Source organism: Comamonas sp. GB3 AK4-5 (genome assembly GCF_041320665.1).
Lineage (GTDB): Bacteria > Pseudomonadota > Gammaproteobacteria > Burkholderiales > Burkholderiaceae_C > Comamonas.
The window spans coordinates 1,061,464-1,078,229 of the sequence record NZ_CP166730.1 but is presented as its reverse complement, the minus strand read 5'-3'; the positions used below and the strand labels follow the sequence as shown (position 1 = coordinate 1,078,229).

Annotated in this window: 15 protein-coding genes; 6 read left to right on the top strand and 9 right to left on the bottom strand. The window is 66.3% G+C overall.

The genetic code is table 11. From position 1 onward, the window contains the following. The first annotated feature begins 201 nt into the window (after positions 1-201). From ACA027_RS04735 to ACA027_RS04725, 3 genes are read left to right on the top strand one after another with little or no spacing between them, the layout of a single operon-like run. Positions 202-2,517: a hypothetical protein gene (locus ACA027_RS04735; RefSeq protein ID WP_370681252.1), complete on the top strand. Its 2,316-nt coding sequence runs from the start codon at positions 202-204 to the stop codon at positions 2,515-2,517. Next, positions 2,499-3,707 carry a hypothetical protein gene (locus ACA027_RS04730; protein WP_370682509.1) on the top strand — a complete coding sequence of 403 codons (1,209 nt, stop codon included), beginning with the start codon at positions 2,499-2,501 and terminating at the stop codon, positions 3,705-3,707. The genes ACA027_RS04735 and ACA027_RS04730 overlap by 19 nt, the downstream gene beginning before the upstream one ends. Further along, positions 3,704-4,450 carry a DUF1266 domain-containing protein gene (locus ACA027_RS04725; RefSeq protein WP_370681251.1) on the top strand — a complete coding sequence of 249 codons (747 nt, stop codon included), beginning with the start codon at positions 3,704-3,706 and terminating at the stop codon, positions 4,448-4,450. Before ACA027_RS04730 ends, ACA027_RS04725 begins: the two co-directional genes overlap by 4 nt. Here ACA027_RS04725 and ACA027_RS04720 read toward each other — a convergent pair. The 8 genes from ACA027_RS04720 to ACA027_RS04685 form a co-directional block, all read right to left on the bottom strand. Next, a complete protein-coding gene (locus ACA027_RS04720; RefSeq protein ID WP_370681250.1) occupies positions 4,447-5,898 on the bottom strand; it encodes an amidohydrolase family protein in 1,452 nt (483 codons plus the stop codon). The genes ACA027_RS04725 and ACA027_RS04720 overlap by 4 nt on opposite strands. A 1-nt stretch (position 5,899) precedes the next feature. Continuing rightward, positions 5,900-6,814, bottom strand: coding sequence for a MurR/RpiR family transcriptional regulator (locus ACA027_RS04715; RefSeq protein WP_370681249.1), 915 nt, complete (start codon positions 6,812-6,814; stop codon positions 5,900-5,902). Between the two features lie 15 nt (positions 6,815-6,829). After that, complete coding sequence (locus tag ACA027_RS04710; protein WP_370681248.1) at positions 6,830-8,125, bottom strand: amino acid deaminase; 1,296 nt, start codon at positions 8,123-8,125, stop codon at positions 6,830-6,832. 225 nt (positions 8,126-8,350) lie between these two features. Further along, positions 8,351-9,316, bottom strand: a complete 966-nt coding sequence (locus ACA027_RS04705) for an ABC transporter ATP-binding protein (RefSeq protein WP_370681247.1) — start codon at positions 9,314-9,316, stop codon at positions 8,351-8,353. Beyond that, entirely contained in the window at positions 9,313-10,374 is a 1,062-nt protein-coding gene (locus ACA027_RS04700; protein ID WP_370681246.1) for an ABC transporter ATP-binding protein, read from the bottom strand. Before ACA027_RS04700 ends, ACA027_RS04705 begins: the two co-directional genes overlap by 4 nt. Continuing rightward, entirely contained in the window at positions 10,371-11,216 is an 846-nt protein-coding gene (locus tag ACA027_RS04695) for an ABC transporter permease (protein WP_370681245.1), read from the bottom strand. Before ACA027_RS04695 ends, ACA027_RS04700 begins: the two co-directional genes overlap by 4 nt. Continuing rightward, the gene (locus ACA027_RS04690) at positions 11,213-12,163 is read right to left on the bottom strand and encodes an ABC transporter permease (protein WP_370681243.1); all 951 of its coding nucleotides are present in this window, start codon (positions 12,161-12,163) and stop codon (positions 11,213-11,215) included. The genes ACA027_RS04695 and ACA027_RS04690 overlap by 4 nt, the downstream gene beginning before the upstream one ends. A 23-nt stretch (positions 12,164-12,186) precedes the next feature. Next, the gene (locus tag ACA027_RS04685) at positions 12,187-13,776 is read right to left on the bottom strand and encodes an ABC transporter substrate-binding protein (protein WP_370681242.1); all 1,590 of its coding nucleotides are present in this window, start codon (positions 13,774-13,776) and stop codon (positions 12,187-12,189) included. Between the two features lie 114 nt (positions 13,777-13,890). On the opposite strand from ACA027_RS04685, the gene ACA027_RS04680 reads away from it, so the two are divergent. Genes ACA027_RS04680 through eda form a run of 3 tightly spaced genes read left to right on the top strand, consistent with a single transcriptional unit; the run spans position 13,891 to position 15,922 of the window. Beyond that, positions 13,891-14,283 (top strand): RidA family protein, encoded by a 393-nt coding sequence (locus ACA027_RS04680; RefSeq protein WP_370681241.1) that lies wholly within the window; start codon positions 13,891-13,893, stop codon positions 14,281-14,283. Positions 14,284-14,294: 11 nt separating this feature from the next. Then, positions 14,295-15,272: a sugar kinase gene (locus tag ACA027_RS04675; protein ID WP_370681240.1), complete on the top strand. Its 978-nt coding sequence runs from the start codon at positions 14,295-14,297 to the stop codon at positions 15,270-15,272. Beyond that, positions 15,269-15,922, top strand: coding sequence for a bifunctional 4-hydroxy-2-oxoglutarate aldolase/2-dehydro-3-deoxy-phosphogluconate aldolase (gene eda / locus ACA027_RS04670; RefSeq protein ID WP_370681239.1), 654 nt, complete (start codon positions 15,269-15,271; stop codon positions 15,920-15,922). Before ACA027_RS04675 ends, eda begins: the two co-directional genes overlap by 4 nt. 195 nt (positions 15,923-16,117) lie before the next feature. Here eda and ACA027_RS04665 read toward each other — a convergent pair whose 3' ends face one another. Beyond that, the gene (locus tag ACA027_RS04665; RefSeq protein WP_370681238.1) at positions 16,118-16,717 is read right to left on the bottom strand and encodes a C40 family peptidase; all 600 of its coding nucleotides are present in this window, start codon (positions 16,715-16,717) and stop codon (positions 16,118-16,120) included. Between the last annotated feature and the right edge of the window lie 49 nt (positions 16,718-16,766).

The following is a 16,766-nucleotide window of genomic DNA, read 5'->3' as shown; positions in this document are numbered from 1 at the left end:
GCACGCTATCACCCCATCCCCCGACCAGCCACAGCCTTTCCAGGTTATGGAGGGAAAGGGGTCAGACCACAATTTGCAACAGAATGTGAAACCCCCGAAGGCTGCGTCCGCCCCACCATGGTGACCGCTAGGATGCGGGCTGTTTGGGGGCCACAAGCCCTTTTTTTCGGGGCTGACACGCCCATTTTTTCGGCATTCACCATGCATTCACCACGCTCCGCGGCGGCATCGGCCTCCGCGCTGCAGGGCGACGCTCTGCACGCATTTCTGGAACAGGCCCACGAGCTGCTCCACGACGACAGTTCCAGCACCATTGCCCACAGCGACCGGGTGGCCGCCGTGGTAGAGCTGATGGCGCAGCAAAGCTTTGCCCCCACCACGGTGACAGAGCTGGAGCGGGTGCACGACTTCTGGCTGACGCTGGAGCAGCCCGAGACCGCCAACGCTTTTCTGCAAACCCATCGCGAGGCCGCGCTGCAAGGCGATGAACGCCACCCCGCCGATGCCCAGGCGCGCATTGCGCTCAGCGACATCCAAAGCCGTCTGGACTTTGACCCGGCTTCGGCCGTGGCCCTGCTGCTGCCCACCGCACAGTCGCTGGCGGCCTTGCCGGACACCGTGGACGCCAGCGGCTACTGGCAAGGCTGGCAGTGGATGGCCAACAAGGCCCAGGCCTGGGAGATTGCCGCACAAGGCGTGGACCTGGAACGTGCCCAGGAACGTGCCGACCCGGACAACGAGGACCGCGCGGCCTATCTGGACACCATGGCCCTGGTGCACAAGGCCGAGCTGGACCAGCGCCGCGGTGATACCGCCAGCGCCACCCGCCATGTGCAATCCGCCATCACGACACTGCGCGACGCCCCGCCCGAGCAGGGCGTGGACTTTGACCAGTGGATGGAACTGGCCGATCGCGTGCTGCCCGTGGTCACCTCCAGCCTGCCCGCGCTGCTGATGGCCTGCGAGAAGCAGCTGGCACGCGATGAACAACCCGCCCCTTCGCAGGCCGTTCGCGCCCACCGCAAGGTGCGCATACTGCGCCTGCAGGCCCAGGCCTGCGCACTGGCCGGCCAACTGGATGCCGCCGTGCAGCTGGCTCCGCAGGGCCACTTCGGCCTGACCGACGACCATGGCGACAGTTTCGGTGCCCAGCAGCTGGACTGGCTGGCGCAGGCCGGCCGCATGGACGAAGCCGCCGCCCTGGCACTGGAAAGCGTGCTGCATGCCCGCCCCGGCGCGGCCCAGCGCGGTTGCCAGCTGGCCCTGGAGCGTTTTGCGCCAGACAGCGAACACGCCATCACCTGGGCGGTGATCCTGGCATGCGCCCGGGAAGATGAAGACATGCGCCAGATGCTGGCCCGGGAACCGGGCGCCATGCCCCTCGAGTCCTCTGATTTTTACCTGGACTTTGTGCGCAGCCGCGAGCCGGACAACGACCTGCTGGCCCTCATCCTGGGCCTGCGCCTTGCTGCCAAGCGCCAGATGCAGCAGGCCTTGCCGCTGCTGGAGCAATCCGTCGGCCGCCATCCCGAATGGGCCGACAGCGACAAGCTGCCCAAACTCTGGGCCGCGCGCTTTGCCGCCCTGCCACTGGAAGAAGCCCTGGCCCGCCCCTTCCCCAACGCCCTGGGCGGCCACTGGTGCTATGGCGCTGGCGTGGTGCTGGACGATGCGGACGACCTGGCCCCCCTCATGGGTGGCAAAAAGAAAGTGCCTGCCGACGAGGTGCTGCTGCCGCTGGTGATTCGCTATTACGAACAAGGCCTGGAACGCTTCGAGCAGTTCTGGGCCACGGGCCAGGGCCGCTTCAAGGACGCAGACCTGCATGTCTACTCCATGCTGTGCAACAACCTGGCCATCAAATACCGCTTTGCCGATCGCTATGACGAAGCGGCCGTGCTGCACCATAAAGGCCTGGCCAGCAGCCCGTTTGCCGAACACCAGGATGGCCTGCTGTGGTGCGCCATAGGCAAGGACGATGACGCGGCCATCGTCGCCGAGGCCGAGCGCCTGTGGCATTTTGTGCAGCAGCACGGCTATGGCCGCCATGACCCGGCCAACTACTTCTCCACCATCGCCATGTCGCTGTACAAGCTGGACCGTGGCGATGAAATCAGCATCTGGCTGGAACGCCTGGACCAATGGTTCGAGGAGCTGGACGAGGACGAGCAACGCGACCAGCGCCGCCGCTACCTGGCCGCGCTGATGTCCATGCTGGACTTCTTCTCGGTCTTCCGCCCCGAGCAGGTGCTGCCCCGGCTGCGCAGCTACCAACAGGAGGTGCGTGCGCTCAAGGAAAGCTATGCCCTGCGCCGCCTGGGCTGCGCGCTGGAAGCCTATCCCGAGCTGCTGGAGGAATGCGTGGCCATGCACCAGGAGGCCGTAGGCAACCTGGGCAAGAACGACAACGAGGCCGAGCAGCGCATGGCCCGCGAAGGCCTGGAACGCGCCCAGCGCCTGTTGGCCCAGCGCGACCAGCCCGCAGCCGGCAGCAAACCCTGGTGGAAATTCTGGTGAGCCAGGCCATGACGGCGCCCACCACCGCCAGCGCCTACAAGGCACGCGACGTGGTCAATGCCCCGGCCATCAAAGCGCGCATACAGGCCCGCAGTGCAGAGCGTGGCGACGCGCCCGAGATCGCAGCCTGGCTGGCCAACCACTTCTGCCGCCATGTGATCGGCAATGTGCAGGCCGATCCACCGGCCGTGCAGCGCATGGCCGACGCCCAGGCCTTGCAGCAACTGCTGGGCCGCACACCCGCACCCGCCTGGGCGCAGGAGCGCCTGGCCAAGCAGGCCGCAGGCTTTGCCCTGCCCGATCTGTGGTGGGTGGAGCCCGATGCACCCGAGGTACTGGCGCTGGAAACCCGGCTGGTGGAGTTTCTCTCCACCCGCAAGGGCACCTCACTGGAAGGCAAGCTGCAGCGCGTGAATGCACCCCAGGCGCTCGCGCGCTGGACGCTGGAACACCTGGCCTTCGAGAAAAAGCAGCACAGCGGCTGGGTGGAACATTGTCCCAGCGCCGTGCATGGCCTGCTGCGCGGCCAGCACGGCACGTTTGTGGAGTTCGATGGCGCAAGCCCCACGCTGCGCCAGGAAATGGCCTACGAGAGCCAGATGATGGGCCACTGCGTGGGGCAGTTTGCCGATCGCAAGCAGTTTTTCGGTGGCTATGGCGAGCATTACGCAGAGGCCTGTGAAAAAGGCCGCATGCGGCTGTTCAGCTACCGCACGGGCTCGGCCCAGCCGCGCATCACGGTCAATGCCTATCTGAAGGAAGGCGGCCTGCTGCAGATCGAGCAAATCAAGGGCAAACAAAACCGCCCGCCGATTGCACGCTATGCCGCCGATGTGGTGGCCCTGCTCAACCACTTGCCACTGAACGCGGTAGTGCCGGATGACGCCCTGGTCATGGGCATTGTGCGGCGCCCGGCCCAGCTGCTGACTGCCGATGCCACGCTCACGCCCTGGTGCGTCGCCGCCGACATGCGCAGCGAGGCCGAGCAGTTGTGGCTGCTGCAACAGCACCCCGATCTGCTGGACCTGAGCACGCTGCGCTCTCCACTGGTGCAATGGATGGCCATTGCCCGCAAGGACAGCGTGGGCGCCGAAGGCATGGAGCGCATGCCCAAAACCCCGGCCCAGCAGCACACGCTGGAGCTGGCCCGGCGCCGCAGTCCGGCCGCACGCGGGAGGGCCAGACAGTGATCAAATCCCTTTTCATCGTGCTACTGCCTTTTGCAGCCATCTACGGGCTGATGCAAATCCACTGGCTGCTGGGCAGCCTGGCCCTGGTGGGCATGTGCTGGGTGGTACGCAAGAGCTGGCGCAAAGCCAAAGAGGCCCAGCGGCGTGGCGACATGTCCAGCTACAGCACCGGCAGCGACGCGCTGAACTGGGCGCTGGCCCTGGCCCACCCCATGGCCTTCCACTCCATACAGGACGGTTTTTCCGGTGCGGTATCCGGAACCGACGACCAACTGACCCTGCAACTGCGCCCCCAGGTGCTGCACCACCTGGGTTTGCGCACCGACCTCAGCGACGAGCAGGCCCAGGAACAACTGCCCGCCGCGCTGCGCCAGCGCTGGTTCATGCTGGACCTGCAGCGCCCCCACCGCGAAGACGATCTGCGTGCCGCCATGGCATTTGCCTGCGCGCGCGTGGCCTTTTTTGTGCGCAGCGCGCGCATGCTGAATCTGCTGCCGGACGAGGCCCATCTGCACATCCTGCTGCTCAACGCCCAGCGTGCCCAGGAATGCTTTGGCAGCTGGCAGGATTTCGGCAGCGCCTACGCCCGGGGCCGCGCGCAATGGCTGGCCCAGGGCCGAGCCGATGTGCTGGGCAAGCTGTTCAGCGAGGACGAGGTGGCGCAATGGGTGACGGAGCCCCAGCACCCCTGGCATGCCATGGACTGGCAGCTGGCGCTGCTCCCCCAGGGCGCGGCGACCTAGGCCCGGCGCACAAAGCGCCCGGCGCGGGCGCCGGTGGCGCGGCCCTGGGCGGTGTAGCTGAGCTGGCCATTCACCCAGACCCGCTCTATGCCCTGGCTGAACTGCACCGGGCTTTCATAGCTGGCCATGTCACGCACGCGCTCGGGGTCGAACACCACCACATCGGCATGAAAGCCCTGGCGCAGCAGGCCGCGCTCGGCCAGGCGAAAGCGTGAGGCCGACAGCCCCGTCATCTTGTGCACTGCCTCCTCCAGGCCCAGCACACCTTTTTCACGCCAGTAGCAGGCCAGCACGCGGGGAAAAGCGCCCCACAGCCGGGGGTGGGGGCGCTCGTCATGCGGCAGGCCGTCCGAGCCAATCATGGTCTTGGGATGGGCGATGACGCGCTCCACATCCTGCTCGCACATCTGGAAATAACAGGCACCGCCGGGTTGCAGGCGTTCGCTGGCCTCGCGCTCGCTGACGGCCCATTCCCGCGCAATGTCCTTGAGGTAGCGCCCCACCATTTCAGGGTGGGGCTGGCTGCCCGTGATCAGGATGTCGATCACGCCATCCACCAGATCGCTGCGCAGCACCGTGGAGCCGGCGGTATAGGGATAGACATCCAGGCTGATGGGTTGGTGCTGGCCCAGTGCATCCACCAGGGCCAGGGTTTCGCGCGTGCGGCCCCAGTTGGCCGCGCCCGCGCATTTGTGGTGGGACAGCACCAGCGGCAGGCCGGCCTGGCGTGCGGTCTGGGCCGCCTCCTGCAAGGCCGGCAGTATCTGCGCCAGCTCGTCGCGGATATGGGTGGCGTAGACACCGCCATGGCGGGCTGCGGCCGTGGCCAGGGCGGTCAGCTCGTCCAGGTCGGCCGCATAGGCCTCCTTGTAGAACACACCAGAAGACAGGCCCAGGGCACCAGCTTCCATGGCGGCGGCCACCTCCTCAGCCATGGCCTGGCGCTCGGCCGGCGTGGCCGCACGGTCCAGCTGGGCCATATGCCGCATGCGCAGTGCCGTGTGACCTATGAGCGCGGCCACGTTCACGGCGGGGCGCGCAGCGTCCACGGCCTGGGCATAGGCCGCCATGCTGGCGTGGCGGAACTGGTGGCGCCCCAGCAGCGACAGCGGCGCTCGTGGTGCCTCGCTGACCACAGGCGCCAGCGAGATACCGCAGTTGCCCACGATCACCGTGGTCACGCCCTGGGACAGCTTGGGCAGCATGTCGGGTGCGTCTATGGCCACCGCATCGTCGTGCGTGTGCACATCGATAAAGCCCGGCGCCACCACCAGGCCGCTGCAATCGATCTCCTCTATGCCGGCACTGTGCCAGGGCGCGAGCTGCTGCGCCCCCAGCGCTGGCCCCACAGCCGCAATACGGCCTTGGTCCAACAAGACCTCACCGGACCAGGCAGCCTGCCCCGAGCCATCGACAATCCGTCCCCCGCGCAACCAGCTTGCAGCCATCTCAGCTCTCCAGGTCTCGGCCCTGTATGTTGTCCACCATGCCGTCGTACTCGGCACTGTCAAAGCCATGCTTGTGCAGCAGTTGCTTGAACTGCTGCAGACCGCGTGCGGCCACGGGACCCAGTTTTTGCGCCAGGCGCACGGTGAGGATTTCGATGACCACCAGATGGGCCAGATAGGCTTCCGTGCCCACACGCATCACGGCGTCCTGCGGCGCCGAGACCGCCAGCAGCAGGTCGGCCGTCTCGGCCAGCGGCGTACCAGGCTGGGTCAGGGCCACCACGGTGGCACCCTGGGAGCGTGCAAAGCGCGCAGCCTCTATGGTGTAGGGCATATGCCCGACATGGGAGATCACAAAGGCCACGCCATCCGGTCCCAGCGTGCTGGCAGAGACCAGTTGCTGGTGGGCATCAAAGATGGCATTCGCCGTGCGCCCCAGGCGGAACAAGCGGCTTTGCAGCTCGTTGGCCATAAAAGTCGAGGCGGCCCCCACCGAGTAGCAATCGATGCGCCGGGCCTGGGCCAGGCGCGTGGCCACGCGGTCGATCATGTCCACATCCATGCGCCGCCCCAGATCGGTGAGCGAAGACACGGCCGCATGCACGATCTTGCTGGCCACGTCCTGGGCCGAATCCTCGGCCAGCACACTGCGGTGGATGTAGGAGCCGGACACGGCCAGATCCTGGGCCAGGGCCAGCATGAATTCGCGCACCGAATCATGGCCAAAGCTGCGGCAGGTGCGCACGATGGTGGGCATGGACACACCGGCCTGCTGGGCCAGTTGCTCCACCGTGGCGGCCACGGCCTCGCGCGGGTCTTGCAGCACGTGTTGCACCACGCGGCGCTGGGCCTCGGGCAGTTGTTCCAGGCGCTCGCGCATCTGCTGCAGCAGGCCTGGCGCGGAAGAAGAAATCATGGATTCAGGCATGCATCAAAACCGGGTGTGAATGGCGCCACTCACGGCACCGTCGTCTTCGATCACGGGCATCCAGCGCCATTTATCAAACGTGGTGCAGGGGTGGGAGATGCCCAGCTCCACCAGGTCGCCCACGCGCGGCCAGGCCTGCGGCGGGCTCTGACCATCAAAACGCAGATAGGCATGCTGGTCATTGAGGGCGCTGATGCTCCAGCCATGAGGGGCGGGCTGCGCCAGGCGCTCACCGCGCCTTGCCAGGCCCACGGGCACAGGCATTTCCAGGTCATAGGAGATGTCGCGCCGCCCACAGGTCAGCAGCGCCAGCCCAGGTTCGGGCACGGACTGCACCATGGCCCACACGCTGAGCGCGGGGCGCAGCGAGGCATCCAGGCCTTCACGCTGCTCCACCAGCTTCAGAAAGCGCTGGTAGTTGCCATGGTCGTGGGTGATGTAGCAACCCGAGCGCAGCACGCCGTGCACGGGGCGAGACAGATTCTGGGTTTGCAACAGGGGCACGACCAAATCGAACACGGCCGAGCCACCGGCCGTGAGCAAGACGGGCTCTTCCCCTTTTGCCCACAGACCTTGGGCGTCGCAGGCCTGCGCAGCCTCCACCACGCGGCGCACCAGGGCCGTGACCTCACGTGCATCATGTTCGCTGTCGCAGCGTGCCACGCCGCCCTCATAGCACTCTATGCCACCCAGCCGCGCCACCGTCGAAGCCGCAACGGCCTGGGCCAGGTCCACGGCCTGCTCCAGGCTGCGGCAGCCCGTGCGTTGGCCGGGAACACCCATTTCCAGCAGCACATCAAACACGCGCTGGCTGGCCCGGCGCTGCGCCCAATCTGCGATCAAGGCCAATTGGGCGCGCGAGTCGACCAGAAACCACAGTCGCAAATCGGCATGGCGGGCCAGCAAGGCATCCAGTGCATCCAGATCGGCATCACACACCACCTGGTTGGCAATGATGATGCGCCGCGCCCCGGCCGCCACACCCACGCTGGCCTGGTAGGCCGTGGCAAAGGTCAGCCCCCAGGCTCCCTGGGCCAGTTGCTGGGCAAACAACTCGGGCGACATGGTGGTCTTGCCGTGCGGCGCCAGCAGCACGTTTTTGCGCTGCGAAAAATCCTGCATCCAGGCCAGGTTGTGCTCCAGCGCCGAGCGACGCAACACCGCCAGCGGCAGCGGCAAGTCGCCCGCAAACAGATTCCAGCCACGCGCGGAAATCTCGCTGGCCCGGCAGGGCTGGGCCGTCAGTGGAAAGCCTTTGCAAGCGGCATCCAGCAAAGGGTTTGAAAAATCAGAAGTCATGGTATTGATCGGTATTCGTTATCCATAGCGTTGCGCTGTGCGGGCTCCCCCTCCCCCCCCCCTCTCCCCCAAGGGGCGAGGGAGCAAGACCAGGGCGTGCCGCACAAAACTGGCGCAGCACACGCCAGGGCGCCGCGCAAGGGCCGCCCCGCCGCGCTGGTGCCGTCCCCCTCCAGCGCACAGCGCAAGAGAGGGGGAAGACGCGAAGCGGCTCAGGGGGTGCATTTAATTTTTCCAGCATGCAGTCAACCGCCCCGGCTGCACCTCACGCAGCGTCATATCGGCACGGGCGCAGGCGGCCTCGGCCTTTGGACAACGCGTGCGAAACACGCAGCCCGAAGGCGGGTTGGCGGGGCTGGGCAAGTCGCCTTGCAGCAGCGGAATGCTACGCCGCTGCGCGGGGTCTGGCAGGGGCGCTGCCGCAAGCAAGGCCTGCGTATAAGGGTGTTGCGGCTGGGCATACAGGGCCTCGGTGGGTGCCACCTCCATCACATGGCCCAGGTACAGCACCACCACGCGGTCGCACAAATACTCCACCACATCCAGATCGTGGGAGATGAAGAGCAGGGTCAGCCCCAGCTGTTCCTTGAGCTCTCCCAGCAGGTTCACCACCTGGGCCTGTATGGACACATCCAGGGCCGACAAGGGCTCGTCGGCCACGATGAAGCGCGGCTCCACGGCCAGGGCCCGGGCAATCCCTATGCGCTGGCGCTGGCCGCCCGAGAACTCGTGCGGAAAGCGCTCGGCGTGCTCGGGCCTGAGGCCCACCTGGGCCAGCAGCTCGTGAATGCGCGGCTGGCGCGCCGCGCCACGTGCCAGGCCGTGGGTGTCCAGCGCCTCGCCCAGCACATCGCGTATGCGCATGCGGGGGTTCAGACTGGCATAGGGGTCTTGAAAAATGATCTGAATTTGCGAGCGCAGCGGCCGCATGCGGGATGCCGACAGCGCTGCCAGATCATGCGCTGCGCCGTCCGCGCCCAGGTAGTGCATCTGCCCCTCGGTGGGGTCGATCAGGCGCGTGAGCATGCGGCCTATGGTGCTCTTGCCCGAGCCCGACTCGCCCACCAGACCCAGGGTTTCGCCGGGGCGCACATCAAAGCTCACGCCATCCACGGCGCGCACGGGATGCGCGCCGTGGCCAAAGTATTTGCGCAGGCCGCGCACTTCCAACAGATTGGGGCTGGCGTTCATGCCGTCACCTCCTCATGGGCATGCACGCAGCGCACCTGGCGCTGCGCATCCAGGGCTGCCAATGCCGGCATCTGCGCATCGCAGGCCGCGCCATGGCGGCTGCAGCGCGGGCCGAAGGCGCAGCCCGGCGGCGGCGCCAAGGGGCTGGCCACCTGGCCGGGAATCGCGGCCAGCTTGGGCCGGGTACCGGCGCGCACGCTCTCGCCAAAAGCAGCGCCGGCCTGGCGCCGCGCCACACCGGGCAGGCAGGCCAGCAGGCCCTGGGTATACGGGTGGCAGGGCTGGGCAAACAGCGCGAGCACGGGCGCGGATTCGACAATGCGGCCGGCATACATCACGGCCACGGCATCGACGTATTGCGCCACCACGCCCAGGTTGTGGGTGACAAACAGCAGGCTCATGCCGGTCTCCTGCTGCAGCCTGCCCATCAGCGCCAGGATTTGCGCCTGTATGGTCACATCCAGCGCGGTGGTGGGCTCGTCGGCAATCAGCAAGCTGGGATTGCAGGCCATGGCCAGGGCAATCATCACGCGCTGGCGCATGCCGCCCGAGAGCTGGTGCGGATATTCATGTACGCGCTGGGCAGCGGCAGGGATTTCCACCAGCTCCAGCATGCGCAGCGCATGGGCACGTGCGCCTGCGCGGTCCAGCCTCAGGTGCAGACGCACGCTTTCGGCAATCTGCTCGCCCACGGTGAGCACGGGGTTGAGGCTGGTCATGGGCTCCTGGAACACCATGGCAATCTCATTGCCGCGCAACGCACGCTTGTCGCGCTCTGCCAGAGCCAGCAGGTCCACGCGCTGGCCATCACGCTGCACAAACCAGGCCTGGCCGCCGACCTGGGCCTGGGAGCTGCGCGCATGCAGACCCATCAGCGAGAGACTGGTCACGGACTTGCCCGAGCCCGACTCGCCCACCAGGGCCAGGGTTTCGCCGGGGCGTATGGCAAAGCTCACCTCGGCCACGCTCTGGATGCGACCGCCATCGGTGGCAAACGAGGTGGACAGGCCCTGCACCTGCAGCCGGGGCGCCAGGGAGTCGAATGTGCGGTGGTTCATGCGGCCTTCTTGAGCTTGGGGTCCAGCAGATCGCGCACGCCATCGCCCAGCATTTGCAGCGACAAGGCGGTGAACACAATGGCCAGGCCGGGGTAGAGAATGATCCAGAACGCCTTGTCGGCCGACTCCAGGCTGCCGGCAATCATGGTGCCCCAGGTGGGAATGTCGGGCGGCACGCCCACACCCAGAAAAGACAGGCCGGCCTCGGCCAGGATGGCGTAGGCAAAGATGAAGGTGATCTGCACCAGCACCGGCGAGACCAGGTTCGGCAGAATGTGCCGCCACAGAATGCGCGCCGTGCTCACACCCAGGGCGCGCGCCGCGTCCACAAACAGCAGCTCGCGCAGCACCATGGTGGCGGCACGCACTACCCGCGCCACACGCGGGGTGTAGACGATGACCAGGGCCAGCATCACGTTCCACAGCGAGGCGCCCAGAATGGACACCAGGGCAATGCCCAGCAGGATGTCGGGGAAGGACATCATGGCGTCCACACAGCGCATGATGGGCGCGTCCAGGCGGCGGAAAAAACCCGCCAACATGCCCAGAAGCGTGCCCAGCAGCACGGCGCCCGCGGCCGTGAAAAAGCCGATCAGCAGCGAGTAGCGTGCGCCATGCACAATGCGCAGCAGCACGTCGCGGCCCAGCTCGTCGGTGCCGCCCCAGTGGGTGGCCGAAGGCTCGAGCAGACGCTCGCTGACCGAGATGGCGTTCGGATCGGCATCCGACACCCAGGGAAAAATCAGGGCCACCAGCAGCACGCCGGCCAGCAACAAGGCCGACATCAGCACCACCTTGCGCGCGAACAGCCGCGCGGCCCATTTGCGCCAATCACCCATCATTTTCCCTCCAGACGTATGCGTGGATCGACCAGGGTGTAAGCCAAATCGATGGCGAGGTTGATGAACACATAGACGCTGGCAATCATCAGCAACGTGCCCTGTATGACGGGGTAGTCACGCCGCAGCACGGCACGCACCACCAGATTGCCCACGCCGGGCAGGTTGAACACGGTCTCGGTGACCACGGTGCCGCCAATCATCAAGGCCAGCGTCAGCCCGAGCACGGTGATGATGGGCACCAGCGCATTGCGCAGCACATGTTTGGTCATGACCGTGGCCTCGCCCAGGCCCTTGGCGCGTGCAGTACGCACATAGTCCTCGCCCAGAATGTCCAGCATGGAGGCCCGGGTGAAGCGGATGATGAGGGCCGAATTCAACACACCCAGCACCAGAGCCGGCAGCAGCAAATGGGTGAAGCGCTCGGCAAACGACGCATCCGGGCTGCCATAGCCCGAGGCCGGGAACCAGCCCAGCTTGACAGCAAACAGCTGGATCAAAATCAAGCCAAACCAGAAGCTGGGCACGCTGGCGCCCAGCATGGCCACGCTGGACAGCAGCTGGTCGCTGGGGCTGCCGCGCCAGATGGCGGCCGCCATGCCGCAGGGCACACCAATCAGCGCCGCAATGCCCACGGCCAGCAGGGCCAGCATCAGCGTGGGCTCGGCCCGCTCCAGCAGGGTTTGCGCCACGGGCTGCTGCAAAAAGATGGATTGGCCCAGATTGCCCTGCAGCAGCTCGCCCACCCAAAGGGCAAACTGCACCGGCAAAGGCTTGTCCAGGCCGTATTGCACGCGGGCCTGGGCAATGTCTTCGGCTGTGGCCTGGTCGCCCAGCAGCAGGGCCACGGGGTCGCCCGAGGCCAGGCGCGTCAGCGCAAACACCAGCACCGCCACAATGGCCAGCACCACCAGCGCCCCGCCCAGCCTGTGGATGAGAAATTTCAACATCACATTCCCCTGACGGTGACCGCCTACTTGGCGAGGCTGGTGTTCCAGAAGAAGGGCCAGAACAAGGGCGTATAGCCCTGCAGCTTGGCCGAGCGTGCCGAGAGGCTGTTGAACTTGCCCACCTCGATAAAGGGCACCTCGTCATACACCAGCTGCTGCACACGGCCCCACAGGGCGCCACGCTTGGCGGGATCGCTCTCCTGGTTGAAGCTCGTCAGCGCCACTTTCTTGGCCGGTGTGTCCCAGCCCCCGGGCGCGCCCTCACCCAATTGAGGTGGTGACAGCATGGGCTCGGGGAACACCCCCGAGTGGGTGATGAACAGATCCCAGAGCTTGGCGTCATTGCGGCGCTGCACCAGCGTGGCCCAGTCCACCACCTGCATCTCGGTCTTGAAACCGGCTTTTTTCAGCTGCTCGTTCAGCACCAGGGCGATGTTGTAGTGGAACTCGTATTGCCGGCTGACCATGATGCGCAGCGGCTGGCCGTTGTAGCCGGCCTTGGCGGCCTGCTCCTTGGCCGACTGCGGGTTGCGCTGGTTGTATTGCTTGGCCCCGGCATCGGCATAAAAAGGCGTGCCCTTGGGGAAGAAGTTGGGCTCGGCCGTGAAAAAGCGCGGGTTGCCAAAGCCTGCGGCCATCAACTCGGCCTGGCCCGTGGCGGTCTGCACGGCTTGGCGCAGCGCGGGTTTGGCCAGCACACCCTCCTGGGTGTTGAGCACGATGTAGGGGAAACCAAAATTGGGCGTGACGATGGGCACCACGGCCGGTGCTCCCTTGTCCACACGGCCTGCGGCTTCCACCGGCAGCAGATCGGCATAGTGAAACTGGCCGGACAGGGCACCCTCGATGCGGGTGTTGGCATTGGGCACGGGCACAAAGCGCAGCTCGTCGATCAGTGCCTCGCGCTTGCCGGCATAGCCGCTGGCGGCCTCCTTGCGTGCGCTATAGCTTTCATGGCGCACCAGCACGATGAACTGGTCGGGCCGGCGCTCCTTGAGCTTGTAAGGCCCCGTGCCTATGAACTCCTTGATCTGGGGGGCCAGGCTTTCCTTGGCCATGATGGCCGCCATGCCCGTGGGCAGGGCCAGCTGGGCCAACAGCGGTGCATAAGGTGCCTTGAGCTTGATCTCAATCGCCAGCGGCCCGCTGGCCGTCAAGGCCTCCACCTCCTTGGCCACGGCCTTGCCGCGCGGGGACACCTCCATCCAGCGGCGCAGCGAGGCCAGCACATCTTCGGCATTCAGCTCGCGGCCGTTGTGCAACTTCACGCCCTTGCGCAGGGCGATCTGGTAGAGCAGGCCATCCTTGGACACCTGGGGCAAGGCCTCGGCCAGCATGGGCGCAATCGCCCATTGCCCATCAAAGGTGTAAAGCGGCTCGTACACATGCTGCATCACCGTGCCCACCAGATCGGCCGTGGACACCATGGGGTCCAGCCCCTGGGGCTCGCCAATCATGGCCAGGTTCACGGCCCCGCCCCGCTGCTGCGCCTGCGCAGCGCCCATGCCACACCACCAGGCTGCCGATGCCGCAGCCAGCCCCAGCAGATCGCGCCGCATCACGGCAAAGCCCTGGGCTGGCTGCAGGGGCTGGCGGGGTTTTTTCGTTTGCATCGCGTCCTCTTTGAGTAATAAAATTACATCGCGAATCGTATTTCAGAGTTCTGTTCGCAATTAACAGGGTTTTCCTGTATTTTTTGAGTAATAACATTACATAAGGAGATGAGCATGTCGAAAGTCGAAATGCTGGGTCAATCGCCGCTGGCCTCGGACCGTCAGGCCCGCCCCCTGTCTCCGGCCACGCGCGCCGGGGACTTTGTGTTTGTCTCGGGCCAGGTGCCCACCAACGACCAGGGCGAGGTCATCGCGGGCGGCATCGAAGCCCAGACACGCCAGGTGTTTGAGCGCGTCAAGGCCGCCCTGGCCCTGGCCGATTGCACGCTGCAGGATGTGGCCAAGGTCAGCGTCTGGCTGGCCGATGCCCGCGACTTCGGCAGCTTCAACCGCGTCTATATGGAATGCTTTGGCGATCACCGCCCCGCGCGCTCCACGGTGCAGTCGCTGTTGATGATCGACGCCAAGGTCGAGATCGACGTCACGGCCTACAAGCCCCGCAACTGAGTGGCCCCGCCATGCAGCACGGCACACACTCCAAAACCTGGGATCTGGTCACGCTGGGCGAGGCCTTGATCGAGTTCAACCAGACCCATGCCGACCAGCCCCAGTACCTGCAAGGCTTTGGCGGCGACACCAGCAATGCAGCCATTGCGGCCGCACGTGCAGGCGCACGCACGGCCTATCTGACCCGCGTGGGCCAGGACGCTTTTGGCGATGCCCTGCTCTCGCTGTGGCAACGCGAAGGCGTGGACCATGCAGCCGTGCAGCGCGATGCCAGCCAGCCCACGGGGATTTACTTTGTGACCCATGGCGAGGCCGGCCACCAGTTCAGCTATCTGCGCACGGGCTCGGCCGCCAGCCATATGACGCCCGCCTGGGCAGAGACGGCGCCAGCGCTGCAGCGGCTGCAAGACTGCCGCCTGCTCATGGTCTCGGGCATCTCCCTGGCCATCTCGCCCACGGCTTGCGACACCGCCCTCGCCGCCATGCGCATTGCCCGTGCCGCAGGCGCACAGGTGGCGCTCGACTCCAATCTGCGCCTCAAGCTCTGGCCGCTGGAGCGGGCCCGTGCCTGCATCGCCCATGCGGTGTCGCTGTGCGACATCTTTCTGCCCAGTCTGGAAGACATGCAAGCACTCACCGGACTGACTGCGCCGCAAGACATTCTGAACTGGAGCCATACACGCGGCGCGGCCACCGTGGTGCTCAAGCTGGGGGCCGAGGGTTGCATGGTCAGCACCCGACAGGACGAGGGCCTTTACACCAGCACCCGTATCGCGGGCCGGCCGGTGGCCCTGGCCGACGCCACGGGCGCGGGCGACTGCTTCGACGGCAATCTACTGGCCCGTCTGGCCCAGGGCAACGACATCACCACGGCCGCACGCTACGCCAATGCCGCCGCCGCCCTGGCCGTGCAAGGCTATGGCGCGGTCGCGCCGCTGCCCTATGCCGCCCAGGTGAATGCGACGCTGGTCAAGGAGGCCATGGCATGAGCACTCCCACATCTGCAACAGTCTTGCCCACATTCAGCACCCGGGTGCTGCCCGTCATCGTCATCGACAAGCTGGCCCAGGCCGTGCCCCTGGCCCAGGCCTTGCTCGCCGGTGGCGTGGATGCCATGGAGATCACGCTGCGCACGCCGGTGGCGATGGATGCCATCAGCGCCGTGGCCCATGCCGTGCCGCAAATGTGCGTGGGTGCCGGCACGGTGCTGGATGCCCAGGATTTGCACCGCGTGCGCGATGCCGGGGCGCGCTTTGCGCTCTCGCCCGGGGCGGGCCCCGACCTGCTGGCCGCAGCGGCAGCCGGGTCTCTGCCCTTTATTCCCGGCGTGATGACCGCCTGCGAAGCCCTGGCCGCGCGCGAGCATGGCTTTGGCCTGCTCAAGCTGTTCCCGGCCGAACAAGCCGGTGGCCTGGCCTTGCTGCAAGCACTGGCCGCCCCCTTGGCGGACCTGCGCTTTTGCCCCACGGGCGGGCTCACGGCCGGCAATGCCATGGACTATCTGGCATTGCCCAATGTGACCCTTGTCGGCGGCTCCTGGCTGGCACCGCGTGCAGCCCTGGCCCATGGCGACTGGGCCACCATCACGGCCCTGGCCAGCGCCACCACCAAGCTGGTGAAGAGCCCGCCCGCATACTGAGCGACTCTGACGGCAAAGCGTCTGCTGTGCCAGGCGTTCTTCACGCGCGGTCCGTGGAGAACACTGAAAAATTTCAGGCTAAAACGCTTGTAGCGCTTATGCCATCAGCGCTGCAAGCTATCAAAAGAAGACTTCCCTATCGCCTTAAAAAGGCGGCCGACCTCTGAAGAAAGATGCGGAAGGCGGTGCAGCAGCTCACGCAAAAATACTGCGCGCCTCGGTATAGCGCTTGGCGAAATAGACGTTGTCCATGCGCACGCGCTGCACCGTGCCGCCGCTGGAAGGGGCGTGCACAAACTGGCCGTTGCCCACGTAAATGCCCATATGGGAATACGCACCGCCCAAGGTGTTGAAGAACACAAAGTCACCGCGCTCCAGCCCCCGGCTCACCGGCGTGCTGGCCTGGGCCCATTGCGCCGTGGTGCGTGGCAATCTGGCGCCATGGATGCCGGCCACGGCCCATTGAATCAGGCCGCTGCAATCAAAGCCGCCTTCCGGGCTGTTGCCGCCATAGGTGTAGGGGGTGTTGACCACCAGCATGGTGCGGGCCAGCAAGGCCTCGCGCAGATCGCTGTTCAGCGCCAGCGGGTTCACGGCCGCCGCACCACCGCCCCGCCCCTTGGGAATGGCCGCCGTGCTGCCACCGCTGCCGCGCTTGCCGCTGCTGGCACAACCGGCCAGCACGGCAGCCGCAGCCAGCAACAGCAGGCGTCGCGCGGGTTGCACAGCAGCTGCAGAGGAAGAAGCGGCACGGTCAGAACCGCACGCCGTGGAAAGCGGAGTGGGAAGGTGCATGCGCCGCATTATGGCGCGCAGCGCTATCGGCATGGGAGCATGACCCGGC

Coding starts and splice junctions, on each gene's coding strand:
- ACA027_RS04735 (WP_370681252.1), top strand. CDS start 202: ATGCATTCACCACGCTCCGCGGCGGCATCGGCCTCCGCGCTGCAGGGC.
- ACA027_RS04720 (WP_370681250.1), bottom strand. CDS start 5,898: ATGGCTGCAAGCTGGTTGCGCGGGGGACGGATTGTCGATGGCTCGGGG.
- ACA027_RS04715 (WP_370681249.1), bottom strand. CDS start 6,814: ATGATTTCTTCTTCCGCGCCAGGCCTGCTGCAGCAGATGCGCGAGCGC.
- ACA027_RS04710 (WP_370681248.1), bottom strand. CDS start 8,125: ATGACTTCTGATTTTTCAAACCCTTTGCTGGATGCCGCTTGCAAAGGC.
- ACA027_RS04705 (WP_370681247.1), bottom strand. CDS start 9,316: ATGAACGCCAGCCCCAATCTGTTGGAAGTGCGCGGCCTGCGCAAATAC.
- ACA027_RS04700 (WP_370681246.1), bottom strand. CDS start 10,374: ATGAACCACCGCACATTCGACTCCCTGGCGCCCCGGCTGCAGGTGCAG.
- ACA027_RS04695 (WP_370681245.1), bottom strand. CDS start 11,216: ATGATGGGTGATTGGCGCAAATGGGCCGCGCGGCTGTTCGCGCGCAAG.
- ACA027_RS04690 (WP_370681243.1), bottom strand. CDS start 12,163: ATGTTGAAATTTCTCATCCACAGGCTGGGCGGGGCGCTGGTGGTGCTG.
- ACA027_RS04685 (WP_370681242.1), bottom strand. CDS start 13,776: ATGCAAACGAAAAAACCCCGCCAGCCCCTGCAGCCAGCCCAGGGCTTT.
- ACA027_RS04680 (WP_370681241.1), top strand. CDS start 13,891: ATGTCGAAAGTCGAAATGCTGGGTCAATCGCCGCTGGCCTCGGACCGT.
- ACA027_RS04675 (WP_370681240.1), top strand. CDS start 14,295: ATGCAGCACGGCACACACTCCAAAACCTGGGATCTGGTCACGCTGGGC.
- eda (WP_370681239.1), top strand. CDS start 15,269: ATGAGCACTCCCACATCTGCAACAGTCTTGCCCACATTCAGCACCCGG.
- ACA027_RS04665 (WP_370681238.1), bottom strand. CDS start 16,717: ATGCACCTTCCCACTCCGCTTTCCACGGCGTGCGGTTCTGACCGTGCC.